The sequence below is a fragment of the Kribbella sp. NBC_00709 genome, assembly GCF_036226565.1.
In the GTDB taxonomy this organism is placed as follows: domain Bacteria; phylum Actinomycetota; class Actinomycetes; order Propionibacteriales; family Kribbellaceae; genus Kribbella.
The window spans coordinates 160,486-182,523 of record NZ_CP108996.1 but is presented as its reverse complement, the minus strand read 5'-3'; the positions used below and the strand labels follow the sequence as shown (position 1 = coordinate 182,523).

Here is a 22,038-nt window from a genome sequence, read left to right as displayed (position 1 = left end):
GCTACAGTCGAGCCGGTGAGTGAGTACTCGAGGGAAGAACAACGCAAGCCCCGTGTCGCCGTCGTCTTCGGCGGCCGGTCGAGCGAGCACGCCATCTCCTGCGTCACCGCGGCGAACGTCCTGCAGGTGATCGACCGGGACAAGTACGACGTGGTCCCGATCGGCATCAGCACCAGCGGTCACTGGGTGCTGGAGAGCGGCGATCCGGAGCGGCTGTCGATCACCGACGGCAAGCTCCCCGAGGTCGACGTGACCGCGCTGCCGGTGCTGTTCGGCGCGAACCGCGAGCTCGTGGTCAGCGAGCCCGAGCAGGTCCCGAGCACGCTCGGCCAGGTCGACGTCGTCTTCCCGCTGCTGCACGGCCCGTGGGGCGAGGACGGCACTATCCAGGGCCTGCTCGAGATGTCCGACATCCGCTACGTCGGGTCCGGCGTCCTCGCGAGCGCGGTCGGCATGGACAAGCACTACATGAAGGTCGTCTTCCAGGGAGCCGGCCTCGAGGTCACGCCGTACGTCGTGATCCGCGACCGGGACTGGATGCGGGACCCGGACGCCTGCCGCGCGGCGGTCGACGCGCTCGGCTACCCGGTGTTCGTGAAGCCGTGCCGGGGCGGTTCGAGCCTCGGGATCAGCAAGGTGAACAGCCTGGACGAGCTCGACGAGGCGATCGCGGTCGCGCGGGCGCACGACCCGAAAGTGATCGTCGAGGCGTCCGCCAAGGACCCGCGCGAGATCGAGGTCGGCGTCCTCGGCGGCCTGGACGGCGGCAAGCCGGAGGTCAGCGTCTGCGGCGAGGCCGCGGTCTCCGGCGGCGGGCACGAGTTCTACGACTTCGAGACGAAGTACCTGCCCGAAGGTGAGGAGTACCTCGCCCTCTCGGTCCCGGCCGAGCTGCCCGAGGAGATCGCCGCCGACATCCGCGCGAATGCCCTGACCGCCTTCGACGCGATCGACGGCGAGGGTCTGGCCCGCGTCGACTTCTTCCTGGACGCGGACAACCGGGTGATCATCAACGAGATCAACACCATGCCCGGCTTCACCCCCACCAGCATGTTCCCGCGCCTGTGGGCCGCCTCCGGCAAGGACTACGCAACCCTCGTCGAGCACCTCCTCCAGCTGGCGATGACCCGCCCCACCGGCCTCCGCTGAGCTCACGGGTCACAGTCGGCTCGCTCGGGCGCGGAGGTAGCGCTGCTGCGGAACGCTTGTCGTCCTGGTCGCGGCCTCCTCGTACGCCGCTCGGGCGCCGCGGGTGTCGCCTGACATCTCGAGGAGGTGGGCCCGGACCGCCGCCAGGCGGTGGTCCGTGGCGATGCGGTGGTCGTGCTCGATCGAGGCCAGCAGCTCGAGGCCGTCGCCCGGGCCGCGGGCCATCGCGACCGCGACGACGTGGTTGAGGGCGACCATCGGGTTGTCGGTCAGTCGGAGCAGGACCTCGTACAGTGCGACGATCTGCGGCCAGTCGGTCTCGTCGGCGGACGGTGACTCGTCGTGGACCGCGGCGATCGCCGCCTGCAGCTGGTACGGCCCGACCGGCCCTCGCGGCAGCGTCGCCGTGATCAGGTCGACTCCTTCCCGGATCAGCTCCGGGATCCACAGCGACCGGTCCTGGTCCGCCATCGGCACGAGCTCACCGAGCGGACCGGTCCGCGCCGGCCGCCGGGCGTCGGTCAGCAGCAGCAACGCCAGCAACCCGGCCGCCTCGGCGTCGCCGGGCAGCAGCCGGTGCAGCATCCGCGCCAACCGGATCCCCTCGGCCGCCAACTCGACACGTTGCAGGCTCGGTCCCGTCGTACTCGCGTAGCCCTCGTTGAAGATCAGATACACGACCTTGAGCACCGCACCGACCCGCTCGTCGCGATCGACCGGCATCGTGAACCGCCCGCCGCCGTCCTGCACGCTCGCCTTCGCCCGGGTGATCCGGCGCGTCATGGTTGCCTCCGGCACCAGGAACGCCCGGGCGATCTCCGTGGTGGTGAGACCGCCGACCGCCCGCAGCGTCAACGCGATCTGCGACGCAGGCGACAGTGCGGGATGGCAGCACAGGAACAGCAGGACCAGCGTGTCGTCGGCGTCCCCGACCGGCTCGCCGTGCGGAGCCCACCGCGCGACGCGGTCCTCCCGCCGCTGACGGGCCTGCTCACGCCGCAGCAGATCCGTCAGCCGACGGGAGGCCACGGTGATCAACCAACCGCGCGGACTCTCCGGTACGCCGTCAACCGGCCACTGCTGTGTTGCCGCGAGCAGCGCCTCCTGCACCGCGTCCTCGGCCGTGTCGAACCGCCCGTACCGCCGGACCAGCGCGCCGAGCACCTGCGGCGCCAACTCCCGCAGCAGGTCCTCAGGAGCACCGCTCATCCCGGATCACTCCACCAGTTCGTCGGCACCCTCGGCGAGCGGCCGGATGTCGGCGTACGCCGTCGCGCGCGCGAACTCGGGCGCCGGGGTGTCCGCGAGCCGGGCCGCGATCTCGGTCGCTCGGTCGAAGGACTCGCACTCGACGATCCAGTACCCGGCGAGCACCTCCTGGGTCTCCGCGTACGGCCCGTCGGTGACCACCGGTACGCCGTCCTTCGACCCGAGCCGCCGGGTCAGCACCGGTGCCGACAGGCCGCGCGTCTCGACCAGCTCGCCGGACTCCATCAGCTCGGTGTTGAACTTGTCCATGAAGGCCGCCATCGCCGCGAAGTCCTCCGGCTTCCAGGCCGGCTTCCCGGTGTCCTTGCCCGCCATTCCGTCGTAGTCCTGCTGCGACGCGTACGTGAGGATCATGTACTTCATAGCTGTCTCCCGTCGTCCGGGCACCCACCGCGGGTACCTTCACCCGAGACGTCGCCCCCGCTGTCCGCAACCGGACACGGCCGGCAGATGAATCTTAGATACAGGGCGTGATGACCTTGTTGTGCTGCTGGATGCTGTCGGAGACGTCGGTGAGGGCGTTGGCTTCGGGGGAGTACTTCGCGGGGACTGCGATCTCCAGGTAGATCTCGCGGCCGATGGTGGTGAAGATGTAGCCGTTCTGGACCTGTTTCGCGAACCAGCCGACGCCGTTGACCTGGAAGCATTGGGACTGCGCCTCTGCCATGCCTGCGGGTGTGGCGACGCCGCAGGTGACCTCGATCGCCGGATCGCCGTACGCCGTGGTCAGCGGGCTCTCGGGCGAGGTCTTCCGGCGCTTCTGGTCGAGGACCTTCGCGGGCAGCGCCTGGACGAGCTGGGTGCAGGCGGCGGCCACCTCGGGCGCGGGGGAGGGGACCGGAACGGGCGCTGGACCGGAGCTGCACCCGGCGAGGACGATCACGCCGAGTGCAGCGAACAGGATTTTGGGCATAACGGAAGCAGGCGGGTCCCCTGGTGGAGGCTCAGATGTGGACGACGGGGCAGGTCAGCGTACGGGTGATGCCGGGAACGTTCTGGACCCGGGCAACCACCAGTTTGCCCAGCTCGTCGACGTTGCGGGCTTCCGCGCGGACGATCACGTCGTACGGACCGGTGACGTCCTCGGCCAGGGTGACGCCCTGGACCTCGGCGATCTGCGCCGCGACGTCGGCCGCGCGGCCGACCTCGGTCTGGATCAGGATGTAGGCCTGGACCACCACGTCGTTCTCCACTCAGTCGTCCTCAGCTGGCTCCGGCCGGCAGCGGTACTGCGAGACGGCCGGGCGTACTCATAGTTGCCCGGTCACGGTACCGCCTAGACTCCGGTCAGCGATATGGGAGGTCTGCTGACGTGACAGAGACGTTGGGGAGCACGGGTGAGTTCGGCCTGATCGCGGCCGTCACCAAAGGGCTGTCCACAGGTGAGGACGTCCTGGTAGGGCCGGGTGACGACGCGGCCGTGGTGGCGGTGCCGGACGGCCGCATGGTGATCACGACCGACCTGCTGGTGGAGGGCCGCCACTTCCGGCAGGACTGGTCGTCGGCGTACGACGTGGGCCGGAAGGCCGCCGCGCAGAACCTGGCCGACGTGGTCGCCATGGGCGCCCGGCCGACCGCGCTCGTGGTCGGCTTCGGCGGGCCCGCCGACCTGCCGACCGCCTGGGCGCTGGAGCTCAACCAGGGCATCGTCGACGAGTGCGAGCTGGTCGACGCGAGCATCGTGGGCGGTGACACGGTCCAGTCCGACAAGATCGTCGTCTCGGTGACCGCGTTCGGTTCGCTGGACGGCCGTCCGCCGGTGCTGCGCTCGGGCGCGCGGCCGGGCGACGAGGTCGCGTACGTCGGCAGGCTCGGCTGGGCCGAGGCCGGCTGGGCCGTCCTCGCGCGCGGGTTCCGCTCGCCGCGCGCCGTCGTCGAAGCGCATCGCCGCCCGCAACCGCCGTACGCCGAAGGCCCGCGTGCCGCGCTGGCCGGCGCCTCCTCGCTGTGCGACGTGAGCGACGGCCTGCTCTCCGACCTCGGCCATATCGCCGCCGCGAGCCAGGTGATCATCGACGTGCATACCAAGGCGCTGACCGTGCCCGAGCCGCTGCAGGCGGTCGCGGCCGCGACCGGTGTGGACGCGCTGAAGTTCGTGCTGACCGGCGGCGAGGACCACGCCCTGGTCGGCACCTTCGAGCCGGCCGACGTCCCGGACGGCTGGACCGTCATCGGGTCGGTTGCTGAGGGCAACGAGGAACGCCCGGCCGGGACGGTGACGGTGGACGGCTCGCCGTATGCTGACGAGACAGGACACGCCCACTTCAGGAGTTGAGATGCCGGTCGGGAGCGCACCGCCCAGAGTGCTGACGATCGCCGGGTCCGACTCCGGCGGCGGGGCCGGCATCCAGGCGGACGTCAAGGCGATGCTCGCCAACGGCGTGCACGGCATGAGCGTGCTGACCGCGATCACCGCGCAGAACAGCCTCGGCGTCCAGGGCGCCTGGGAGCTGCCGGAGGAGCAGGTGCGCGCCCAGTTCCACAGCGTGGTCGACGACATCGGCGTGGACGCGGTGAAGACCGGCATGCTGGCTTCCGAGTCGATGGTCCGGGTCGTTGCCTCGCTGCTGCGCACTCTGCCGCCGGATGTGCCGGTCGTGGTGGACCCGGTGTCGGTGTCCAAGCACGGCGACGCACTACTAGCCGCTGATGCGATGGACGCTGTCCGCTCGGAGATCGTCCCGCTCGCCACCGTCCTCACCCCGAACCTCACCGAGCTCGGACCGGTCGCCGGTATCGAGCTGGAGACCATCGAGGACCGAGAGCTCGCGGCGAAGCTGCTGCTGGACGCAGGCGCGCGGTGGGTGCTGGTGAAGGGCGGCCACGACGTCGGTACTGCGGCGGTGGACGTGCTGCACGGTCCAGGGGTACGGCGTTCGTACAGCGCGGTTCGCGCCGACAACAGGCACACACACGGCACCGGATGCACACTGGCCAGCACCATCGCGGCGTACCTGGCCCGTGGGTACGACGTACCGAGTGCGGTCGGTGCCGCGAAGGAGTACGTGACCGGAGCGATCGCGGCCGGGTTCGCGCTCGGCGACGGTATCGGTCCGGTCGATCACGCGTGGAGATTTCGAGGGAGAAGCAGTTGACGAAGCAGCAGCCCCCGGTAGACGGGTACTGCGAGCAGTGCGGCTTCAACTACGACACCGGTGATCTGCAGGGCACTGTGACCCTGCTGATCCGGCAGTCGGCGGACTGCAGCATGGCGTTGACGAAGGCCGCGGCCGGTCCGGACGCGAGCGTGGTGCGCCTGCGGCCGGAGCCGGAGGTGTGGTCGGCGATCGAGTACGCGTGCCACGTGCGCGACGTACTCGAGGTGCAACGGCTGCGGGTCGCGCAGTGCCTGGCGGAAGACCGGCCGGTGTACGCACCGATGGACCGGACCGGTCGGGTGAAGCAGGAGAAGTACGAGAACCAGGACCCGATGGAGGTGGCGGCCGCGCTGGTGCGGAACGCCAAGGACTTCGGTGCGGCGGCGCGGGTGCTGCGGCCGCAGGAGCTGGGGAAGCTGGGGCTGTACAACTACCCGGTGCGGGCGCCGCGCACGCTGGGCTGGATCATTCGGCACACCGCGCACGAGATCCAGCACCATCGGCACGACATCGTCGAGATCCTGGCGAAGGTGGAGCCGCCGATCGTCCCCAAGCCGAAGGTCGAAGAAGAAGACGTCGTCGACGCTGCCGTTGTCGAGGAGGCCGTCGAAGAAGTGGCCGACTAACGCTGGGCTACCCACGCGGCGATCGCCGGCTCGGTGGTGAGTTGGTCGAGAGCCAGTGCGGCCGCGCCGCGGAGCGGACCGTCAGGCTGGTGGGTAGCGGGCAGGACCGGCGGGGGAGAGCCGCGGTGGAACGTCATCAGCCCGCCCTGGTACGCCTCCGTGAATGCACGCTCGTCAGCCGCCCGCAGAGGGATAGCCAGGCCTCCGATGGTGACCACGTCCGGGTCATGCGCATTGACCAGACCGGCGATCCCGCTGCCCAGCGCTGACACCACTTTGGTCACTGCGGCGCGGGCATTCCGGTCTGTACGTCGCAGTACCTCTTCGGTGTAGGCGTACGGGTCGTCCGGTCGTCCCTGCTTCAAGTGCCGCGCCAGCGCGCGACCGTCGATCTCCAGGTCCCAGCACCCGCGCGCGCCGCACGGGCACGACCGGGACCGGTCGCCGAAGGGCATGTGGCCGTACTCACCGCCTGCCCCGGCTGCACCCTGCGCCGGCACGCCGTCGATCAGCAGCGTCCCACCGATGCCCACCTCGATGATGAGGTGCAGCGCCGTACCGGCTCCCGCCGCAGCGCCCGTGCGTGCCTCCGCCACGCCACTCAGCGTCGCGTCGTTGCCGGCGAGGAGCGGCAGACCGGTGCCTTCCGTGACGGTCTCCAGATCCAGCTCGGCCCACTCCAGAGTCGGCGCCTGCATCAGGTGGTTGTCCCGGATGGTGCCTGGTACGGCGAGGCTCACCATCCGCAGCCGATCGCCGTACTGCTGCCGCGCCTGCTCCACCTGGCGCCGGAGGTTGTTCAGCACGACCTGCGGGCGCCTGCTCCGGTGCCGGCGGTGCTGCAGGTCCTGCAGCGACCCGTCGAGCGTCACGACAGCACTCCGCCAACTGCTCTGCCGCAGGTCGAGCGCGAGCACCACAGGTCCCTGTGGATGCGCCTGCAGCAGTGTGGTCGGCCGGCCACGCCCCTGACTGGGAGCCGGCACCTCAGTCACCAGGTGTACGTCGCGGAGCCGAGCGGTCACCTCGGTCGCCGAACCCGTGCTCAGCCGCAGCGTCCGCGCGACCGCGGCGCGGGTGATGCCCGGCCGGCGGGACAGTTGGGTCAGCACGTCCGAAGCCGTCTGCCATTGTCCCCGGCGCACAGGATTCATAGCTGCCTTTCGTTCTGTCCCTGGATGAGTTTATGCTCGTGGGACGAGTTTAATGGGAGGGGTCATGGAGATCCGGGACATCCGCGCCGTCCTGTTCGACATGGACGGCACTCTGGTCGATTCCGACGCGGTCGTCGACCGCAGCTGGAGCCGCTGGGCGATCGAGTACGGCGTACCGGTTGCCGACGTGCTCGCGATCGCGCATGGCAGCCCGGCCGAGGCGACCATCACGCGGATGCGACCCGACCTCTCGCCTTCCGAGCGGGCGGCGGCGGTCGCGCGGGTGCTCGACATCGAGGTCGACGACGTGTCCGACGTGGTGCCGACTCCGGGCGCGGTCGAGCTGACCACGCTGCTGGATCGGATGGGTCTGCCGTGGGCGGTCTACACCAGCGCCTCGACCAGGCTGGCGAAGGTCCGGCTCGGCGCGGTCGGCATCTCGCCATCAATCCTGGTCACACTCGACGACGTCAGCCGCGGCAAGCCCGACCCCGAGGGGTACCTGCGCGCCGCTGAGCTGCTCGGGGCACCGGCCGTGCAGTGCCTGGTAGTCGAGGACACCGTGGTAGGCCTGACGGCAGGCCAAGCCTCCGGCGCCCTGACCGCCGGCCTGAAGAACATCCCCGCCGACATCCCCCTGACCGACCTGCACGAACTAGCCACCCTCTTCAAAACATCCCAACAACCACCCAGCGGCGCCGGATGACGATTGGCGACGGCGAGTTCGCTCGGGGGTGCGGGATGACGGCGGATGGGGGCTCGGTGGGCTCTGATACTCGTGGCGACGAGGTCCGGATCGGCATCGCGCTGTCCGCGATGGGGTTCGTGCTGGCCGGGCTCGGAGCGTGCGTCGCGATCCTCGCCCGCGACCTCGACGAACCGACGGGTCGGCTGGCGCTGTTGTCGTCGGGTTTCGCGGTCGGGCTACTGGTAGTCGCGGTGATCGGTCCGTGGCTGCTGCGATCGTGGCCGATGTCCAAGGTGCTCGCCTTCGGATCGATCGTCTGCGCGATCGGCGCGGTGCTCATCGCGGTCGCCCCGGTGTACGCCATCGTCATCGCCGGCGGACTGTGCGTCGGTCTGGGCGGAGCGCTACTCGTACTCGTCGCACCGCTGATGCTCAACGGCCCGACCGCCGCGGCCCGACTCAGTCGCGTCAACGCAGTCGCCAGCGGGACCGGCATCCTCGCACCCCTCACCATCGGCGCCATCGACGGCCTAGGCCCCAGCGGCCGCCTCGCCATGCTCGCCGCCGCCCCGCCCCTGCTCCTACTCGCCCTCCTCAATCGCCGCCCCACACGCCCACCCGCCGCCCAACGCACCAACCCGACGCCCACCTCCGCGGCTCAGCGACCCCACCCAATCCACTCCACCCGACCCACCTCCGCCCCAGCCGATCCAACCCACAGACCCGCCACCATCCCATCCAACTTCGCTGCGGCCGACCGAACAGGCGGGCGCGGCTCCGCAGTGAGCGACTCGGTGGATGGGCGCGAGCTGCCGTTGGCCGTGTTGATTGATTCTGCTCCGGCGGTTGGGCTTGGGCGGAAGTGGCGGGGGCGGGTGGGGCGGCAGGTTGTGGTGGATGTGGGGATCGGGTGGTTGCGCGTCGTGCTGTCAGTCTCGGTCGAGTTCTGCTTCGTGGTCTGGGCAGTGGCGCGGTTGGTGGCGACCGGCTTGCCGACAGCAACGGCTGCCCTGCTCGGGAGCGCGTTCCCGATCGGGATGGCGATCGGGCGGGCGATCGGCCCGATCCGCTGGCGCGGCTGGTCGCCCGTACTGCCCTCCGGCGCCCTCGCGGCCTGCGGCACCCTGATGGTCAGCCTGTTCGACACCCCGGCGATCGTCGCCCTCGGCCTGGTCGTGGCCGGTCTAGGCGTCGCCCCGCTCTATCCCGTCACCCTCGCCTCCCTGGTCGCAACGCCCGGACTCAGCTCAGCCCGCCTCTCCGCGATCGGCGCGCTGGCATCCGGCACGGCGATCCTGCTCGCGCCCGCGATCCTCGCAGTACTAGCGCGGGCCGTCGATCTGAGTACGGCGTACCTAGTAACGCTGCCGCTCATCGCCGTACTTTTCTTCCTCAGCCGTCGATCCGACCGGATCTCGTTCGTGTAGGGGGTGAAACGACCCGATCGACGAATGAGGTGGCGTGATGTCCGAACCGAAGGTCCTGCTGAGCGGTCTGGGAATGCCCGAGTCCGGGCGCTGGCACGACGGGCGGCTGTGGTTCTGCAACTGGATCGAGCAGCAGGTCGTGTCCGTCGACGCCGACGGCAAGACGGAGTACCTCGACGTACCGGTCGAGCGCCTGATGGGCTGGTCCATCGCGTGGCTGCCGGACGGCCGCCTGCTCACGACCGGCGACAAACTCCGGCGCTACGAGCCCGACGGGTCCATCACCGTGCTGGCCGAGCAGGGCGCCAACGAGATCGTGGTGGATGCCCGCGGCAACATCTATCTTGACGGAGCGGACTTCAACTTCTCCGGCGGCGAGGAAGCAAAGCCCGGCTGGATCAAACTGGTCACGCCGGACGGGCAGGTCCGGGAAGTCGCCGACGAGATCCAGTTCCCGAACGGGATGCTGCTGACGCCGGACGGCCGGACGCTGATCATCTCCGAGTCGTTCGCCGGCCGGCTGACCGCGTTCGACGTTGACCCGGACGGCGGGTTGTCCAACCGCCGCGTGTTCGCCGAGAACCTCGGCCCGGACGGCATCGCCCTCGACGCCGAGGGCGCCATCTGGGTACAGACCGGCAGCGAGGCCGTCGTCCGCGTCGCCGAGGGCGGCGAGATCCTGCAGCGCATCGACCTCGCCGAGAACCGGGCGCCGTTCGCCCTGGCGCTGGGTGAGTTCGACGGCCCGACCCTCTTCATCCTGACCGCCGAATGGCGCATGAACGAGGCCATCACCGACAACATCGCCCGCCTGACCAGCGGCCCGCGTACCGGCGAGGTGCTCACCGTTCCGGTCGCCGTCCCGCCTGCCGCCGGATAGCATCGCGGGCATGGAATGCTTCGCCGCCGGGCGGATCCGGCGCTGACACCGGCTCGCCGCTGCGCCTGAGCGCGCAGCGTGCCGGTTCCGCATGCCCGGGTTCTCCTTCGCTTGCGAGAGGCACATTCCATGCACGTTCGCACCTACGTCGATGCCGACCTGGCCCGGCTCATCGACCTGACCATCGATACCTTCGGGCCGTTCTACGAGGAATCGTTCCGCCCGCTGGTCGGCGAGACGATCTTCACCCACCAGCACGGCGAGTGGCGGGACGACTATCGGAAGCAGGTCGCCGGATTGCACGATCCGGCCCAGCGCAAGTACGTCGCGATCGCCGAGCAGGACGGCGTACTCCTCGGGTACGTCGCCTGGAGCGTCGAACCGGTCCGGCCGAAAGGCACGGTCGAGCTGCTGGCGGTCTCAGCGCCGTACCGTCGATCGAACGCCGCGACCGCGCTCTGCGAGCACGCCTTCGAGGCGATGCGCGCCGAGAAAGCGGAGTACGTCGAGATCGGCACCGGCGGCGACGACTTCCACGCCCCTGCCCGGGCCTTCTACGAGAGCCTCGGCTGCGTGAAGCTCCCGGTGGCGGTGTATTTCCGCGAGCTCTAGCTCGGTCGATGAAGCGCTTGAGCTAGTGCCTGATCATGCTCCGGCCCGTGGACGAACACTTCGGGCCGGAGCATGATGAAGCGATCAAGGCTGGGGGCTCAGAACGTCTTGAGGGGGAGCTGTGACCAACGACGACGTGCGGTCCAACGGAGGACCGTACCAGGACGATCCGGACGAGATGTCCCAAGAAGAGCAGGCGCGACTGCTCACCGAACCGAGCTTCGACCATCGGCTCGACGACGAATCCGAACTGCTGGAAAAGGAGTTCGGCCCACCCGAGCGCGGCGGGTACGGTCGCCCGCCCGTCGAGGACACCACCCCGGAGTACAGCGGAAGCGCCGGCTCATGAGCGGCGTCGAGGACATGATCCACCAGGCAGAACTCGACCTCGGCCTCGGTGAGCCGAACAAGATCCAGAAGTGGTACCGCGAGCACTGCGGATCGCCCGCATCCTTTCCGGGCAACTTCGCGTGGTGCGACGCGTCGGTCACCTACTGGGCCTGGCAGTCGGAGAACCAGACGGCGGTGACGTTCGGCGGCTTCTACGCGCTCACCACCGCACACGCGCACGCGTTCAAGGGCCACAGCCAATGGCACAAGGACGTCGCCGGCATCCAGCGTGGCGACATCGTCTTCTTCGACTGGGGCGGCACCGACGTCAAAGCGAAGATCGACCACGTCGGCATTGTCACCGGCGTCAGCGGCTCGAACGTCTACACGATCGAGGGCAACTTCGACGACAAGTGCGACCGCCACACCCGCAGGTCCGACGTGATCGCCGGGTACGGGCGTCCGTCGTACGTGCACACGCCCGGACCGCGCACCGGGTTGGTCACCTTCCCCGGTAAGTCCTTCTTCGTGATGGGACGCAAGAGCCCGATCATCGCGGCGATGCACGCGCGACTGATCGCAGTCGGGTGCAACAAGTACGAAACCCAGACGAACAAGGACGTCTGGGGAACCGGCGACCTCAAGTCCTACTCGGCCTGGCAACAGAAACTCGGCTTCCACGGCTCAGTCACCCAACCCGGCAGCGACGCCGACGGAATCCCCGGCCAAGAAACCTGGGACAAACTAAAAGTCCCCCGCACCTAACCCATCCCGACCCGATCCACGCAGGCCAGAGCTGCGGGGGGAGGCCTCGACGCATCGGCTGGTCCGCCACCAACACCATCTACGGGCCAGCCCGCGCAGCCGATTCCGCGCAGCCGATCCCGCCAGGCGGTCCGAGCCAGACGCGGTGCGATGCAGGCGGTCCTTTTACGGCCGGCCGGCCGCGCAGGCCGCTGGTTCGTACGTCGATCGGAGATGACACCAGCAAACGCCACCGCGGACGAGCGCACTCCGCCCACCAAGGGGTACGACTCCGCGGCGAGCGTCACAGGACCAGGTCGAGCCCCAAATGTATGTACCGCGACCAGCGACCCTGCACGCGCTCGCCTGTCGCGTGCCAGCCGCCCGACCGACGTACGCCTGGCCGCCGTCCGCCTGATCGCCGCACGCCTGACGGTCGTCCGTCTGACCGGCGCCTCGACCTCAGCAGCGAGGAAATGATCGAGGCGCTCATCGGAGATGTTGGTCGACTCGTGCCGGCCGATTGACGACGCCGACCACCAGCGCTGGTTCCGGCGATTGCACGTCGCTCCGCACGGCCCGAGATCAGTTGCTGTAGGCATCAGCTATGAAGCGAGGCGAGAGCTGTCCGGGTTAGCCTCGGCCGAGGGCCCTGCCGGTCCAACCGCCGAGGAGCCAGGCCCGGCGTCATCCAACGGCTCGGACGAGCGCCCGTCCGAGAGATCGACTGATGCCGTAGGCATGCGCTCGGCCAGATCGGTCGATGGCGAGGACGCGCGTTCGGACGGACCGGGCGAGAAGTCGGCCGACGGTTCGGGTGGCGGATCGGCGTTGGGATCAGCGGTTGAGATCTGCCGCGGGGCGGTCGGATGATCGCCGGGAGGCGTTGTGGGCTCACCCCAGATCGCCTGGTACGCCGCCTCGCGGAGGGACGTGGGCGTCTGATCGTCCACGTCCCGTGGATTGGGATGTGTGGAGGTTGTTACCTCAGCACCTGTACCGGCCGAGGGCAGTCGGCGAAGCAGTTCACGCGCGAGCGCAGACCGCCGAATCGCGGACTCCACGGCAGCTCTAGCGGCGGATCTGGCGCCAGCTGTCAGCTCCATCGGCCGGTTGTTGTGTGGTGTGCGTTGTGTCGGGCTGTTGTTGCCTAGCGTCGGGTCGGTCGGCTTGTGGGGGCGTGATGGGGCGTCGGTCGGTGGGTTGTTGTGCGGTGCGTGTTTGCTCGGTGTGGGTTGGGCATGCGTGGGCTGGGTGTGAGTGGGGTTGGCGGGCCCGGCGGGGGTTGGGTTGTGGGGCGGGCTGTTGTCGGATCGCGTGGCGGGTGGCGTGGCTGGGCTGGGCGAGGGATCGGGCGGCGCTGGGGTGGCTGGGGTTTTGGGGATTGTTGCTTGGTGAGGTGGTGGGTCGGCCCAGGTTGGGCGGGTTACCTCGACTTGGCCGTTGGTGATGGTGATGGTCCAGTGGCCGTTGTGTGTAGGTCGGTGTGGTGGCGGCGGCACAGTAGAGGCTGTCGCACGAATCCTCAGGCCTGGGGCCGGGGCTGGGGCGCGGGTTGGGTGTGTTGTCGGGTGGTCGGTGCGCTGGTCTGCCGGTTAGGCCTGGGCTGCTTGCTGCAGTTTGAGGAGGTTGTGGACGGTGCAGATCAGTCGCCATTCGCTGTGCACGGCCGGCAGGCTGCGGCGGGCGAAGGGGACTGCCCCCGGTTCGGTTGACTCCTGACCTGTGAGGACTTCGGTTCTTGCTGGAAGGATGTCTGTTATGCCGAAAGCCTTTCCTGAGGAGTTCCGTCGTGACGTGGTCGCGGTCGCCCGCAAGGGCGAGGCGCCGATCGCGCAGATCGCAAGGGACTTTGGGATCTCTCAGTCGTGTCTGACACGGTGGCTGAAACTGGCCGATATCGAAGACGGCAACCGCCCGGGCGCGACCCAGCAGGAGTCGGCCGAGCTGCGGGAGGCGAAGAAGAGGGTTCGGCAGTTGGAGCAGGAGAACGAGATCCTGCGCCGGGCTGCGGCCTACTTCGCCCGTGACATCAACCCAAAATGATGTACCCGCTGGTCCTTGACCTGGCCGCCGACAAGATCCCTGTCGCGGTGACCTGCCGGGTGCTCGGCTTCAGCAAGCAAGCCTTCTACAAGTGGCGTGCAAACCCTGTCACACCACGCGATTACGACGATGCCCACCTGATCAACGCCGCTCGCGAGATCCACGGCGACGACCCCGGCTTCGGCTACCGGTTCATCGCCGACGAACTCCCGGGCAAGGGCATCACCGCGAGCGAGAACCGGGTCGCCCGACTGTGCTCACAAGAACGGCTCTGGTCGATCCACTCCAAGAAACGCGGCCTGAACCGCAAAGCCGGCCCGCCCGTTCACGACGATCTCGTGAAGCGGGTGTTCACCGCAGCCGCGCCGAACCTGGTCTGACTGACCGATATCACCGAGCACGCCACGACAGAAGGCAAGTTGTATTTGTGCGCGATCAAGGATGTCTACTCCAACCGGATCGTCGGTTACTCCATCGACTCACGCATGAAGGCGTCCCTGGCCGTGACCGCCCTGCGTAACGCGGTCGCACTGCGCACACCCGCAGCCGGGCTCATCGTCCACAGCGACCGCGGCAGCCAGTTCCGGTCCAAGAAGTTCATCCGGGTCCTCAAAGCCCACCAACTACGCGGCTCGATGGGCCGGGTCGGAGCCTGCGGCGACAACGCCGCCATGGAATCCTTCTTCGCCCTGCTCCAGAAGAACGTCCTGGACCGGCAACGCTGGACCAGCCGCCACCAACTACGGCTGGCGATCGTCTCCTGGATCGAAACCAGCTACCACCGAAAGCGCCGGCAACGCCGCCTCGGCAAACTCACACCCATCGAGTTTGAGACAATTCAACCCGTCGCACTCGCGGCCTGAACCACCAAACCCCGCGAGTCAACTGAACCCGGGGCAGTCCCATTCGTGCGACAGCCTCAGCAGTACGAGGTTGGTGAGCTTGGTTTGGCCGCCGACGATCCAGGAGGTGAGGTGGTGGGCGTCGCACATGATTGGTGGTGCTCCGCAGACGACGCAGCCGCGGTCGCGGGTGTTCAGGGCGCGGCGCATGGCGCGGGTGACGAGGCGTTCGCTGCGGCCGACGTCGAGGGGTTCGGAGTTCGTGCCGAGCACGATTGGGATGATCTTCGCGTCGCAGGCCAGGCGGCGGATGGTGCCGGCGGAGAGGCCGTCGCCGTAGACGGTGTGACCGATCGCGTCCGCGGTTGCGGCTTTCAGGTCGTGCAGCTCGATGGTGACCGTGATGTTCGCCTTCGCTCCAAACCCAGGCACCACAGCACCCGTTGAACCACCCACCACACCACCCGTTGAACCACCCACCACACCACCTGCTGCAGCACCATCCATGCGGGTCGCCGTATGACCATCCGCTGTGGGGCGGGGGATGGTGGGGGTTGGGGTGCCGGCGTCGAGGGCGGTGGCCGCGAGGGTGAGAGTGGTGGTGAGGGCGTCGGCCTGGCGCTTTTCGCGGGTGCGGGGGTCGGGCTCGCCGTCGATGGTTTTGTGGGGGCGGGCGCCGGCGAAGATCATCGAGCGCAGGAGTTCGGCGTTTTCGTTGGCGAGGTAGCCCTTGAACTTCACGCCGCGGTCGGCGTTGGTGAGTGTGAGGGTTTCGCGGGCGTAGGCCTTCTGCTCTTCGGGTTCGGGGCCGTCGGAGTCGAGGATGTCTCGGGCCAGTTGGGCGGCTTTGCGGAGTTCGGCTGGGGGTAGTTGGCGGGCCAGACGCACCAGCTCGCGTTCGGCGACGTCGATGTCGGTGACCGGCACGGTGTCCGGGACCTTTTCCAGGGCGAACACGATTGCCTCGGCCTGCGCAGGGCGCATCCGCACCTCAGGCACAGACGGGTCACCACCGGCGTCGCCCGCATCGCCTGCCAGGTCGTCAGCCGGCTCGCCTGTCAGGTCGTCGGCGGGTTCGCCTGCCTGATCCCGTGCTGGGTCGTGTGCTTGGGCGCGCGTCGGGGCGGGGTCGGGGAGGGACGCGGTCACGGCTGGGTACTTGGGGAGAACTCGGGCGAGGCGTACGTCGCGGAGGGCGCGGTAGTGGTCGAGGCGGTAGCGGAACTCCAGGAGTTGTGCGGTGTCGCGGGCGCCGAGCTCTTCGGCATGGCCGATGCCGTCCAGGCCCGCGATCAACTGCAGGCGGAAGGTCTCCAATCGGGCCATCTCCGCGTCGACGAAGTCGAGAGAGTGCAGCATCTCGCCGCCACTCATCGACCACACCGGTCGCTCGCCCAATCGCTCCATACCCAAGAGGCTAGACACCACCACCGACAGTTTTCAAAGCCGGGATCCCCTTTGTTTCAAGGGGTTTCGGTTATCCACAGATTTGAATCTGTGGATAACCGACGCCATCATTTGCTGTAGGCAACCAAGAGTTAGGGCTTTGCGTACCTGCCGACCATGCGGACCAAGGTGTCGGGCGGGATGACCTTGACGTGCGGGGCGAGGCCGTTGACGACGCTCAGCACGCTGTCGACCGACTTGCTCCAGGCGTGCCAGACGACGATCGAGTAGCCGGCGGTGGAGTGCGGGTTGCGGGTGGCGGCGTTCAGTTCGGCGGTGACGGATGCCTCGTCGGCGCCGTCGAGGCCGTCCCACAGCATCGTGCGTGCCGAGATGACCGGCTTGCCTTCGGACCAGACGACCTTGCCCTTGAGGCCGTCGTACCGGGAGTACTCGAGGTAGATCAGGCCGTCGATCTCGCGGCGTTTGAGGTACGACGACCAGAGGGCGGTGTTCTCGAACGCGTTGAAGTCGATGATCTGCGCGACCGAGAGGTCGGCTCGGCCCATCGCTTTGGCCAGTGACGCGGTGTGCTTCTCGAGGGCGGCGGCGGGATAGCGGCTCGGGTACATGTAGCCGCCGCCGGATGGGCCGACGACCCAGCGGTCCTTCTCGGACTGTTCGTAGAACCAGCGCATCGCCGACGGCGCCAGGTCGATCAGCGAGGGTGAGATGCCCCAGCCGAGGTCGACCTCGCCGCGCCGCGGGCTGCCGAACCAGCGCGGGTCGGTCGGGAAGTCGCCCAACGCCCACTGGATGTTGTCACCGTCGGTGATCAGGAAGCTCACGTAGTGGGCGTTGGGATCCGGCTCCGGTTCGAGGGCCCTCCCCCCACCCCCTCCGCTCTGTCCCCCTGTAGTCGGTTGAGCGGTGGACGCTGCTGGGCGCAGGGCGGGGTCGAACGCGCGTCCGCGCTGCGTCAGGTGGTCCTCGCGGATGCCTGACAGCACCGACAGGTTGCGTGCGTGGTCGGCGGGCAGGGCTTTTACGCCCGTGCTCGAGTTGACCCCGATGAATGCGTCTTCGCCGTTCGAGGCGTCCCCCCAGCCGATGACGGTGCCGTCGTCGTCGAGCGCGTTGACCACCTCGGCGCGGAAGTCCGAGTTGCCGTCGAAGAAGGCGAGCGTCCCCGCCATCGTGACGTAGTCCCGGAGCCGCTCCGGGAAGTCGGCGCGCTGTTCGACTGCGACGTCGTGTCGCAGCCGGGGCCAGCACGTTTCGAACACCCAGCGGTCGTCCTTGTCCCGCACGTCCAGGACTTTGCGCAATCCGTGCTGGATCGCGAGTGCCTCCAAGCTTTCTTCGATGGCCACAGCACCCGTCACGCCGGCGAGCGTGGTCGCGACGTTGACCGACGGAGTGCCTGTACGGAAGAGAACATATCCGTGGACGCCGGACCGGCCGACGGTTTTCCACAGGTCCTCGGCCCGCACCCGGACGCCGTACTGCGAGACCAGGCCGTCGAGCCAGTGCTGGTAGCCCAAGGTCGGCAGGTTGAGGTACAGGGACTCGCCGCCGCGGCGCGCCATCAGGCCCTGCAGGGTCGTGGCGAGCGTCCGCTCAGCGGTGCTGAGCGAGTCCTCGGTCAGCACGTTCAGCACCCGCGGACGTGCACCCTTGGGGTACGGCGAAGAAGACGGCAAAGAAGCCGGCGACCCGAAGGCGAGCGACGGTGAGACAGCCGCACCGAGGCCGAGGCCGGCAGTGAGGCCGAGAAGACTCCGGCGGGAGAGCGTGAAGCGGTCGGACATGGGAGGCCTCCAGGGAGCGGCTGGTGGATGTCCTACGTTGTCAACTGTCCGGCGACGATGCCACAGCCGTCACTCCATCACAAGACCTCAGGCCGGAACCGGCAGTTCATAACGGCGAAGCAGGTCCGCCAGCGCGGGGACGCCGGCCGAGAGGTCATAGTGCTCCGCCTGCAGCCCGACGCTCGATGCACCCGCCACGTTGGCGACGTTGTCGTCGATGAACAGCACCGACGAAGCCGGCACGCCCAGCGACCCGAGGATGGCCCGGAAGTACGCCGGATCCGGCTTGGCCAGCCCGAGATCGCACGAGTAGAACGTCTGGTCGAACCAATCGCCGTACCCGCGCTCGTCCTGCATGATCGCCCGTCGGTACGCCTGCTGGTTGGTCGCGAGATGGCACTCGACGCCGGCCGCCCGCAAGGAAGCGATCAACGACACCACCCCGGGCTCCGCGGCGAACCAGCTCCACGGCTCGAGCGCCTCTTCGACGGACGCCGGCGAGTTCCACCGCCGCAGTACGTCGGCCACCGCGTCGCGGAAGTCGCCCTTGCCGACCAGCGACGGCTTCTCGGCCGCCATGAGGTCTGCGACGAATGCCTCTCGGTCGCCGGGGACGAGGGCGCCCAGCTGGGTCCACCAGTCGCGGCTGGGGCGCTGGATCACGCCGTCGGCGTCGAAGAGGACGGCGGTGACGGTTCGCATCATCATGAGACCAATCTTGTCACCGGAGCCTTGACCGGTTCAGTCGGTATGCGCTTACCTAATGGCTACGTAAACATATCTGGACACCTTCCGGCGAAATCCAACAGAAAGCGCCAGGTGAGGCTATGACGTTGAGCAGAAGGCACTTCCTCGCGGCCGGCGGCTCCGCAGCCGCAGCCGCCGCGGGACTCACCGGCTGCGGCTCCCGCAGCTCACTGGGCGGATCGAACGAGCTCAGCATGTGGACCTGGGTCGGGTCGGTCAACGACGGCCTGATCGGTCAGGCGGAGAAGGCGATCCCGGGGTACGACGGCATGAAGCTGTCGATGACCCGGATCGGCAGCAACTACAAGACCAAGGTGCTGACCGCCCTGGCCGGGAAGTCGCTCGTCCCGGACATCGTCGCGATCAACGATGACGTCGCGACGTACTTCCCGAACGCCGACCAGTTCCACGACCTCAACGACCTCGGCGCCAAGGAGCTCGAGAAGGACTTCCTGCCCTGGAAGTGGAAGCTCGGGATCACGTCGGACGGCAAGATGATGGCCTACCCGATGGACACCGGTCCGACCGCGCTGTTCTACCGCAGCGACACCTTCACCAAGGCCGGGATCGACATCGACCCCGCCGCGGTCGCCGGGCTCGCACCCGACTGGGATTCCTACATCCAACTCGGCAAGAAGCTCAAGCAGGCCGTCCCGGGCTCGTCGATCACCGACAACATCACCGGCATCTACGGCTACCGGATGGCGCAGCAGCCCAAGCGCTACATGACGTCGGACGGGCAGTACATCGGCGATCAGGACCACGTCCGGCAGGCCTTCGACCTCGCCGTCCGGGTGGTCAAGGAAGGGCTGTCCGCCAACGCGCAGAACTCGACCGACAAGAACGCGGTCGTCACCAACGGCAAACTCGTGGCCTACAACGCGGCCGTGTGGTGGGCCCAGCTCGGGCCGAAGAACGCGGCGCCGAAGACCAAGGGACTCTGGCGGGTGACGGCGCCTCCTGGTGGCGCCGGCAACAAGGGCGGGTCCTTCCTGGCGATCACGAAGTACTGCAAGAACCCGAAGGCCGCGTTCGCGTTCATCAGCTGGCTGGAGTCGGCGAAGAACCAGGCGCAGGCCTTCCTCGACCCGGTCCTGTTCCCGTCGACGCCGGCCAGCTACACCGACTCCCGGCTGAGCGCGCCCGACCCGTTCTTCGGCGGGCAGCAGATCGTCGACTTCTTCGCGGACTCCGCCAAGAAGTACCCGGGCGCGTACTTCTCGCCCTACGACACGATCATCGACACGCCGATCAGCTCCGAGCTCGTCAACGTCGAGGCGGCCGGCAAGGACCCGGATCAGGCCTGGGCGGACGCGCAGCGCCAGGTGGAGCGCGAACTCACCCGAGCGGGGGCGATCTGACATGGCTGTGACCAGCAAGGCTGTCCCGACCACGGTTACTGCGAGCGCTTCGGCGGCCGACAAGCCCCCGAACAAGTACAAGCAGGCGCTCCCGCAGTACGCCGCCGTCTCGCCGTTCTTCATCCTGTTCGCGATCTTCGGGGCGTTCCCGGTGCTGTTCTCGATCTGGATCTCGTTCCACTCCTGGGACGGCATCGGGCAGATGAAATGGGTCGGGCTGGAGCAGTACCACTACCTGCTCACCGACGCCACGTTCTGGAAGACGATCGGCAACACGCTGATCATCTGGGTGCTGTCCACCGTGCCGATGCTGCTGCTCGCGCTGGTGATCGCCAACGCGCTGCACAACGCGACCCGGCTCCGCACCTTCTACCGGATCGCCTACTTCATCCCGAACGTCACGTCCGTGGTCGCCATCACGCTCGTGTTCGGCTCGATCTTCAGCAACAACTTCGGCCTGCTGAACGCGTTCCTGCAATCGATCGGGCTCGGCCAGGTCGAATGGCTCACCCAGCCGTGGGGGATCAAGATCGCGATCGCCACCATCGTCACCTGGCGATGGGTCGGCTACAACGCGATCATCTACCTCGCCGGACTCCAGGCGATCTCGGCCGACGTGTACGAAGCCGCGAAAGTGGACGGCGCGAGTCCCCGCCAGACGTTCTGGCGGATCACCGTGCCGATGATGCGACCGGTCATCCTGTTCACCGCCGTCACCTCGACCATCGGCGGACTGCAGATCTTCACCGAGTCCCGCGTGCTGTTCGGTGACACCAGCAACATCGGCGGACCGGGCGACGCCGGCCTCACGATCGTGTCGTACCTGTACCAGAGCGCGTTCATCAAGAATCAGTTCGGGTACGGCGCCGCGATCGGCTGGGCCCTGTTCGTCCTGATCGTGCTGTTCAGCATCATCAACTGGCGGCTGATCGGCGGCAGCGACGACGAACGCCTGACCCGACGCGCCGCTCGGCGGGTGGAACGCAAGATCGCAGCCCAGAATGCCAAGAGGGAGGCCACAGATGTCCATTGAGCGCCTACGCACCGCCGTCGGCCACGTCGTGCTCATGCTCGGCGTCCTGGTCTCGCTGTTCCCCTTCTACTGGATGGTGGTGATGGCCTCCAACACCACCCCGGACATCTTCACCTATCCGCCGAAGCTCTTCATCGGATCCCATCTGTTCGAGAACATGGGCAAGGTGCTCGACAACATCGACTTCTTCGGCTCGATGCTGCTGACGCTGATCGCGTCGCTCGGTGTGACCGTGCTGGTGCTGTTCTTCGACTCGCTGGCCGCGTTCGCGTTCGCGAAGTACGACTTCCCCGGCCGGAACGTCCTGTTCGCGATCCTGCTCGCGACGTTCATGATCCCGACCCAGCTGTCGCTGGTGCCGCAGTTCGTCACGCTCGCCGAGTTCGGCTGGATCGGCTCGCTCAAGGCACTCATCATCCCCGGCGCCGCGAACGCGTTCGGGATCTTCTGGATGCGTCAGTACGCCAAGGGCGCGATCCCCGACGAGCTCATCTCCGCCGCCAAGGTCGACGGCGCGGGATTCTTCCGGCAGTACCTCACCGTCGGCCTGCCGGTCCTCCGGCCGGGTCTGGCCTTCCTCGGCATTTTCACGTTCATCAACGTCTGGAACGATTACCTCTGGCCGCTGATCGTGATGACGGATCCGAACCGCCTCACCCTGCAGGTCGCCCTCGACCAACTGAACGGCATCTACGGCACCGACTATTCAATGGTGATGGCCGGAGCCCTGATGAGCGTCATCCCCCTGATCGGCGTCTTCCTGATCGGCGCACGCTCCTTCATCGCCGATCTCGCGGCAGGCGCCATGAAGTTCTGACCTGAAACCACAAACCAA

Annotated in this window: 21 protein-coding genes and 1 pseudogene; 14 read left to right on the top strand and 8 right to left on the bottom strand. The window is 68.0% G+C overall.

Annotation, left to right across the window (positions count from 1 at the left end; genetic code table 11):
- The first annotated feature begins 15 nt into the window (after nt 1-15).
- Nucleotides 16-1,149 carry a D-alanine--D-alanine ligase family protein gene (locus tag OHA18_RS00910; protein WP_329001494.1) on the top strand — a complete coding sequence of 378 codons (1,134 nt, stop codon included), beginning with the start codon at nt 16-18 and terminating at the stop codon, nt 1,147-1,149.
- Nucleotides 1,150-1,158: 9 nt separating this feature from the next.
- Here OHA18_RS00910 and OHA18_RS00905 read toward each other — a convergent pair whose 3' ends face one another.
- From OHA18_RS00905 to OHA18_RS00890, 4 genes are all read right to left on the bottom strand, one after another.
- Nucleotides 1,159-2,358 (bottom strand): RNA polymerase sigma factor, encoded by a 1,200-nt coding sequence (locus tag OHA18_RS00905; protein ID WP_329001492.1) that lies wholly within the window; start codon nt 2,356-2,358, stop codon nt 1,159-1,161.
- A gap of 6 nt (nt 2,359-2,364) precedes the next feature.
- Entirely contained in the window at nt 2,365-2,781 is a 417-nt protein-coding gene (locus OHA18_RS00900) for a YciI family protein (protein WP_329001491.1), read from the bottom strand.
- Between the two features lie 94 nt (nt 2,782-2,875).
- Nucleotides 2,876-3,331 (bottom strand): DUF3515 domain-containing protein, encoded by a 456-nt coding sequence (locus tag OHA18_RS00895; protein WP_329001489.1) that lies wholly within the window; start codon nt 3,329-3,331, stop codon nt 2,876-2,878.
- Nucleotides 3,332-3,362: 31 nt separating this feature from the next.
- Nucleotides 3,363-3,599 carry an Lrp/AsnC family transcriptional regulator gene (locus OHA18_RS00890; RefSeq protein WP_170990044.1) on the bottom strand — a complete coding sequence of 79 codons (237 nt, stop codon included), beginning with the start codon at nt 3,597-3,599 and terminating at the stop codon, nt 3,363-3,365.
- A gap of 131 nt (nt 3,600-3,730) precedes the next feature.
- On the opposite strand from OHA18_RS00890, the gene OHA18_RS00885 reads away from it, so the two are divergent.
- The 3 genes from OHA18_RS00885 to OHA18_RS00875 are packed head-to-tail and all read left to right on the top strand — an operon-like array spanning nt 3,731 to nt 6,142.
- Nucleotides 3,731-4,693 carry a thiamine-phosphate kinase gene (locus OHA18_RS00885; protein ID WP_329001488.1) on the top strand — a complete coding sequence of 321 codons (963 nt, stop codon included), beginning with the start codon at nt 3,731-3,733 and terminating at the stop codon, nt 4,691-4,693.
- A 1-nt stretch (nt 4,694) separates the two neighbouring features.
- On the top strand, nt 4,695-5,513 hold the full coding sequence (thiD, locus tag OHA18_RS00880; RefSeq protein ID WP_329001487.1) for a bifunctional hydroxymethylpyrimidine kinase/phosphomethylpyrimidine kinase: 819 nt from the start codon (nt 4,695-4,697) through the stop codon (nt 5,511-5,513).
- Entirely contained in the window at nt 5,510-6,142 is a 633-nt protein-coding gene (locus OHA18_RS00875) for a DinB family protein (protein ID WP_329001486.1), read from the top strand. Before thiD ends, OHA18_RS00875 begins: the two co-directional genes overlap by 4 nt.
- Here OHA18_RS00875 and OHA18_RS00870 read toward each other — a convergent pair.
- The gene (locus OHA18_RS00870; RefSeq protein WP_329001485.1) at nt 6,139-7,296 is read right to left on the bottom strand and encodes an ROK family transcriptional regulator; all 1,158 of its coding nucleotides are present in this window, start codon (nt 7,294-7,296) and stop codon (nt 6,139-6,141) included. The two genes, OHA18_RS00875 and OHA18_RS00870, sit on opposite strands and share 4 nt — an antisense overlap.
- Before the next feature lie 64 nt (nt 7,297-7,360).
- Here OHA18_RS00870 and OHA18_RS00865 point away from each other — a divergent pair, with 64 nt between their 5' ends.
- The 7 genes and pseudogenes from OHA18_RS00865 to OHA18_RS00835 all read left to right on the top strand — a co-directional run bounded on the left by OHA18_RS00865 (nt 7,361) and on the right by OHA18_RS00835 (nt 14,886).
- Nucleotides 7,361-8,002, top strand: coding sequence for an HAD-IA family hydrolase (locus OHA18_RS00865; protein ID WP_329001484.1), 642 nt, complete (start codon nt 7,361-7,363; stop codon nt 8,000-8,002).
- Between the two features lie 56 nt (nt 8,003-8,058).
- Complete coding sequence (locus tag OHA18_RS00860; protein ID WP_329001483.1) at nt 8,059-9,411, top strand: MFS transporter; 1,353 nt, start codon at nt 8,059-8,061, stop codon at nt 9,409-9,411.
- 37 nt (nt 9,412-9,448) lie between these two features.
- Complete coding sequence (locus tag OHA18_RS00855; protein ID WP_329001482.1) at nt 9,449-10,291, top strand: SMP-30/gluconolactonase/LRE family protein; 843 nt, start codon at nt 9,449-9,451, stop codon at nt 10,289-10,291.
- A 129-nt stretch (nt 10,292-10,420) separates the two neighbouring features.
- Complete coding sequence (locus OHA18_RS00850) at nt 10,421-10,903, top strand: GNAT family N-acetyltransferase (protein WP_329001480.1); 483 nt, start codon at nt 10,421-10,423, stop codon at nt 10,901-10,903.
- A gap of 121 nt (nt 10,904-11,024) precedes the next feature.
- Nucleotides 11,025-11,252, top strand: a complete 228-nt coding sequence (locus OHA18_RS00845) for a hypothetical protein (protein WP_329001479.1) — start codon at nt 11,025-11,027, stop codon at nt 11,250-11,252.
- A complete protein-coding gene (locus OHA18_RS00840; RefSeq protein WP_329001478.1) occupies nt 11,249-11,998 on the top strand; it encodes a peptidoglycan-binding protein in 750 nt (249 codons plus the stop codon). Before OHA18_RS00845 ends, OHA18_RS00840 begins: the two co-directional genes overlap by 4 nt.
- Before the next feature lie 1,740 nt (nt 11,999-13,738).
- Nucleotides 13,739-14,886 (top strand): annotated as a pseudogene (locus OHA18_RS00835) (IS3 family transposase).
- Nucleotides 14,887-14,904: 18 nt separating this feature from the next.
- On the opposite strand, the gene OHA18_RS00830 reads toward OHA18_RS00835, so the two are convergent.
- From OHA18_RS00830 to OHA18_RS00820, 3 genes are all read right to left on the bottom strand, one after another.
- The gene (locus tag OHA18_RS00830; protein WP_329001477.1) at nt 14,905-16,272 is read right to left on the bottom strand and encodes an HNH endonuclease; all 1,368 of its coding nucleotides are present in this window, start codon (nt 16,270-16,272) and stop codon (nt 14,905-14,907) included.
- Between the two features lie 131 nt (nt 16,273-16,403).
- The gene (locus OHA18_RS00825) at nt 16,404-18,062 is read right to left on the bottom strand and encodes a GxGYxYP domain-containing protein (protein ID WP_329001476.1); all 1,659 of its coding nucleotides are present in this window, start codon (nt 18,060-18,062) and stop codon (nt 16,404-16,406) included.
- Nucleotides 18,063-18,149: 87 nt separating this feature from the next.
- Complete coding sequence (locus OHA18_RS00820; protein WP_329001475.1) at nt 18,150-18,770, bottom strand: HAD family hydrolase; 621 nt, start codon at nt 18,768-18,770, stop codon at nt 18,150-18,152.
- Nucleotides 18,771-18,889: 119 nt separating this feature from the next.
- Between OHA18_RS00820 and OHA18_RS00815 the strand changes: the two genes are divergently transcribed.
- The 3 genes from OHA18_RS00815 to OHA18_RS00805 are packed head-to-tail and all read left to right on the top strand — an operon-like array spanning nt 18,890 to nt 22,020.
- Nucleotides 18,890-20,170, top strand: coding sequence for an ABC transporter substrate-binding protein (locus OHA18_RS00815; protein WP_329001474.1), 1,281 nt, complete (start codon nt 18,890-18,892; stop codon nt 20,168-20,170).
- 1 nt (nt 20,171) lies between these two features.
- The gene (locus OHA18_RS00810) at nt 20,172-21,203 is read left to right on the top strand and encodes a carbohydrate ABC transporter permease (RefSeq protein WP_329001472.1); all 1,032 of its coding nucleotides are present in this window, start codon (nt 20,172-20,174) and stop codon (nt 21,201-21,203) included.
- Nucleotides 21,193-22,020 carry a carbohydrate ABC transporter permease gene (locus OHA18_RS00805; RefSeq protein ID WP_329001471.1) on the top strand — a complete coding sequence of 276 codons (828 nt, stop codon included), beginning with the start codon at nt 21,193-21,195 and terminating at the stop codon, nt 22,018-22,020. Before OHA18_RS00810 ends, OHA18_RS00805 begins: the two co-directional genes overlap by 11 nt.
- Nucleotides 22,021-22,038: the final 18 nt, after the last annotated feature.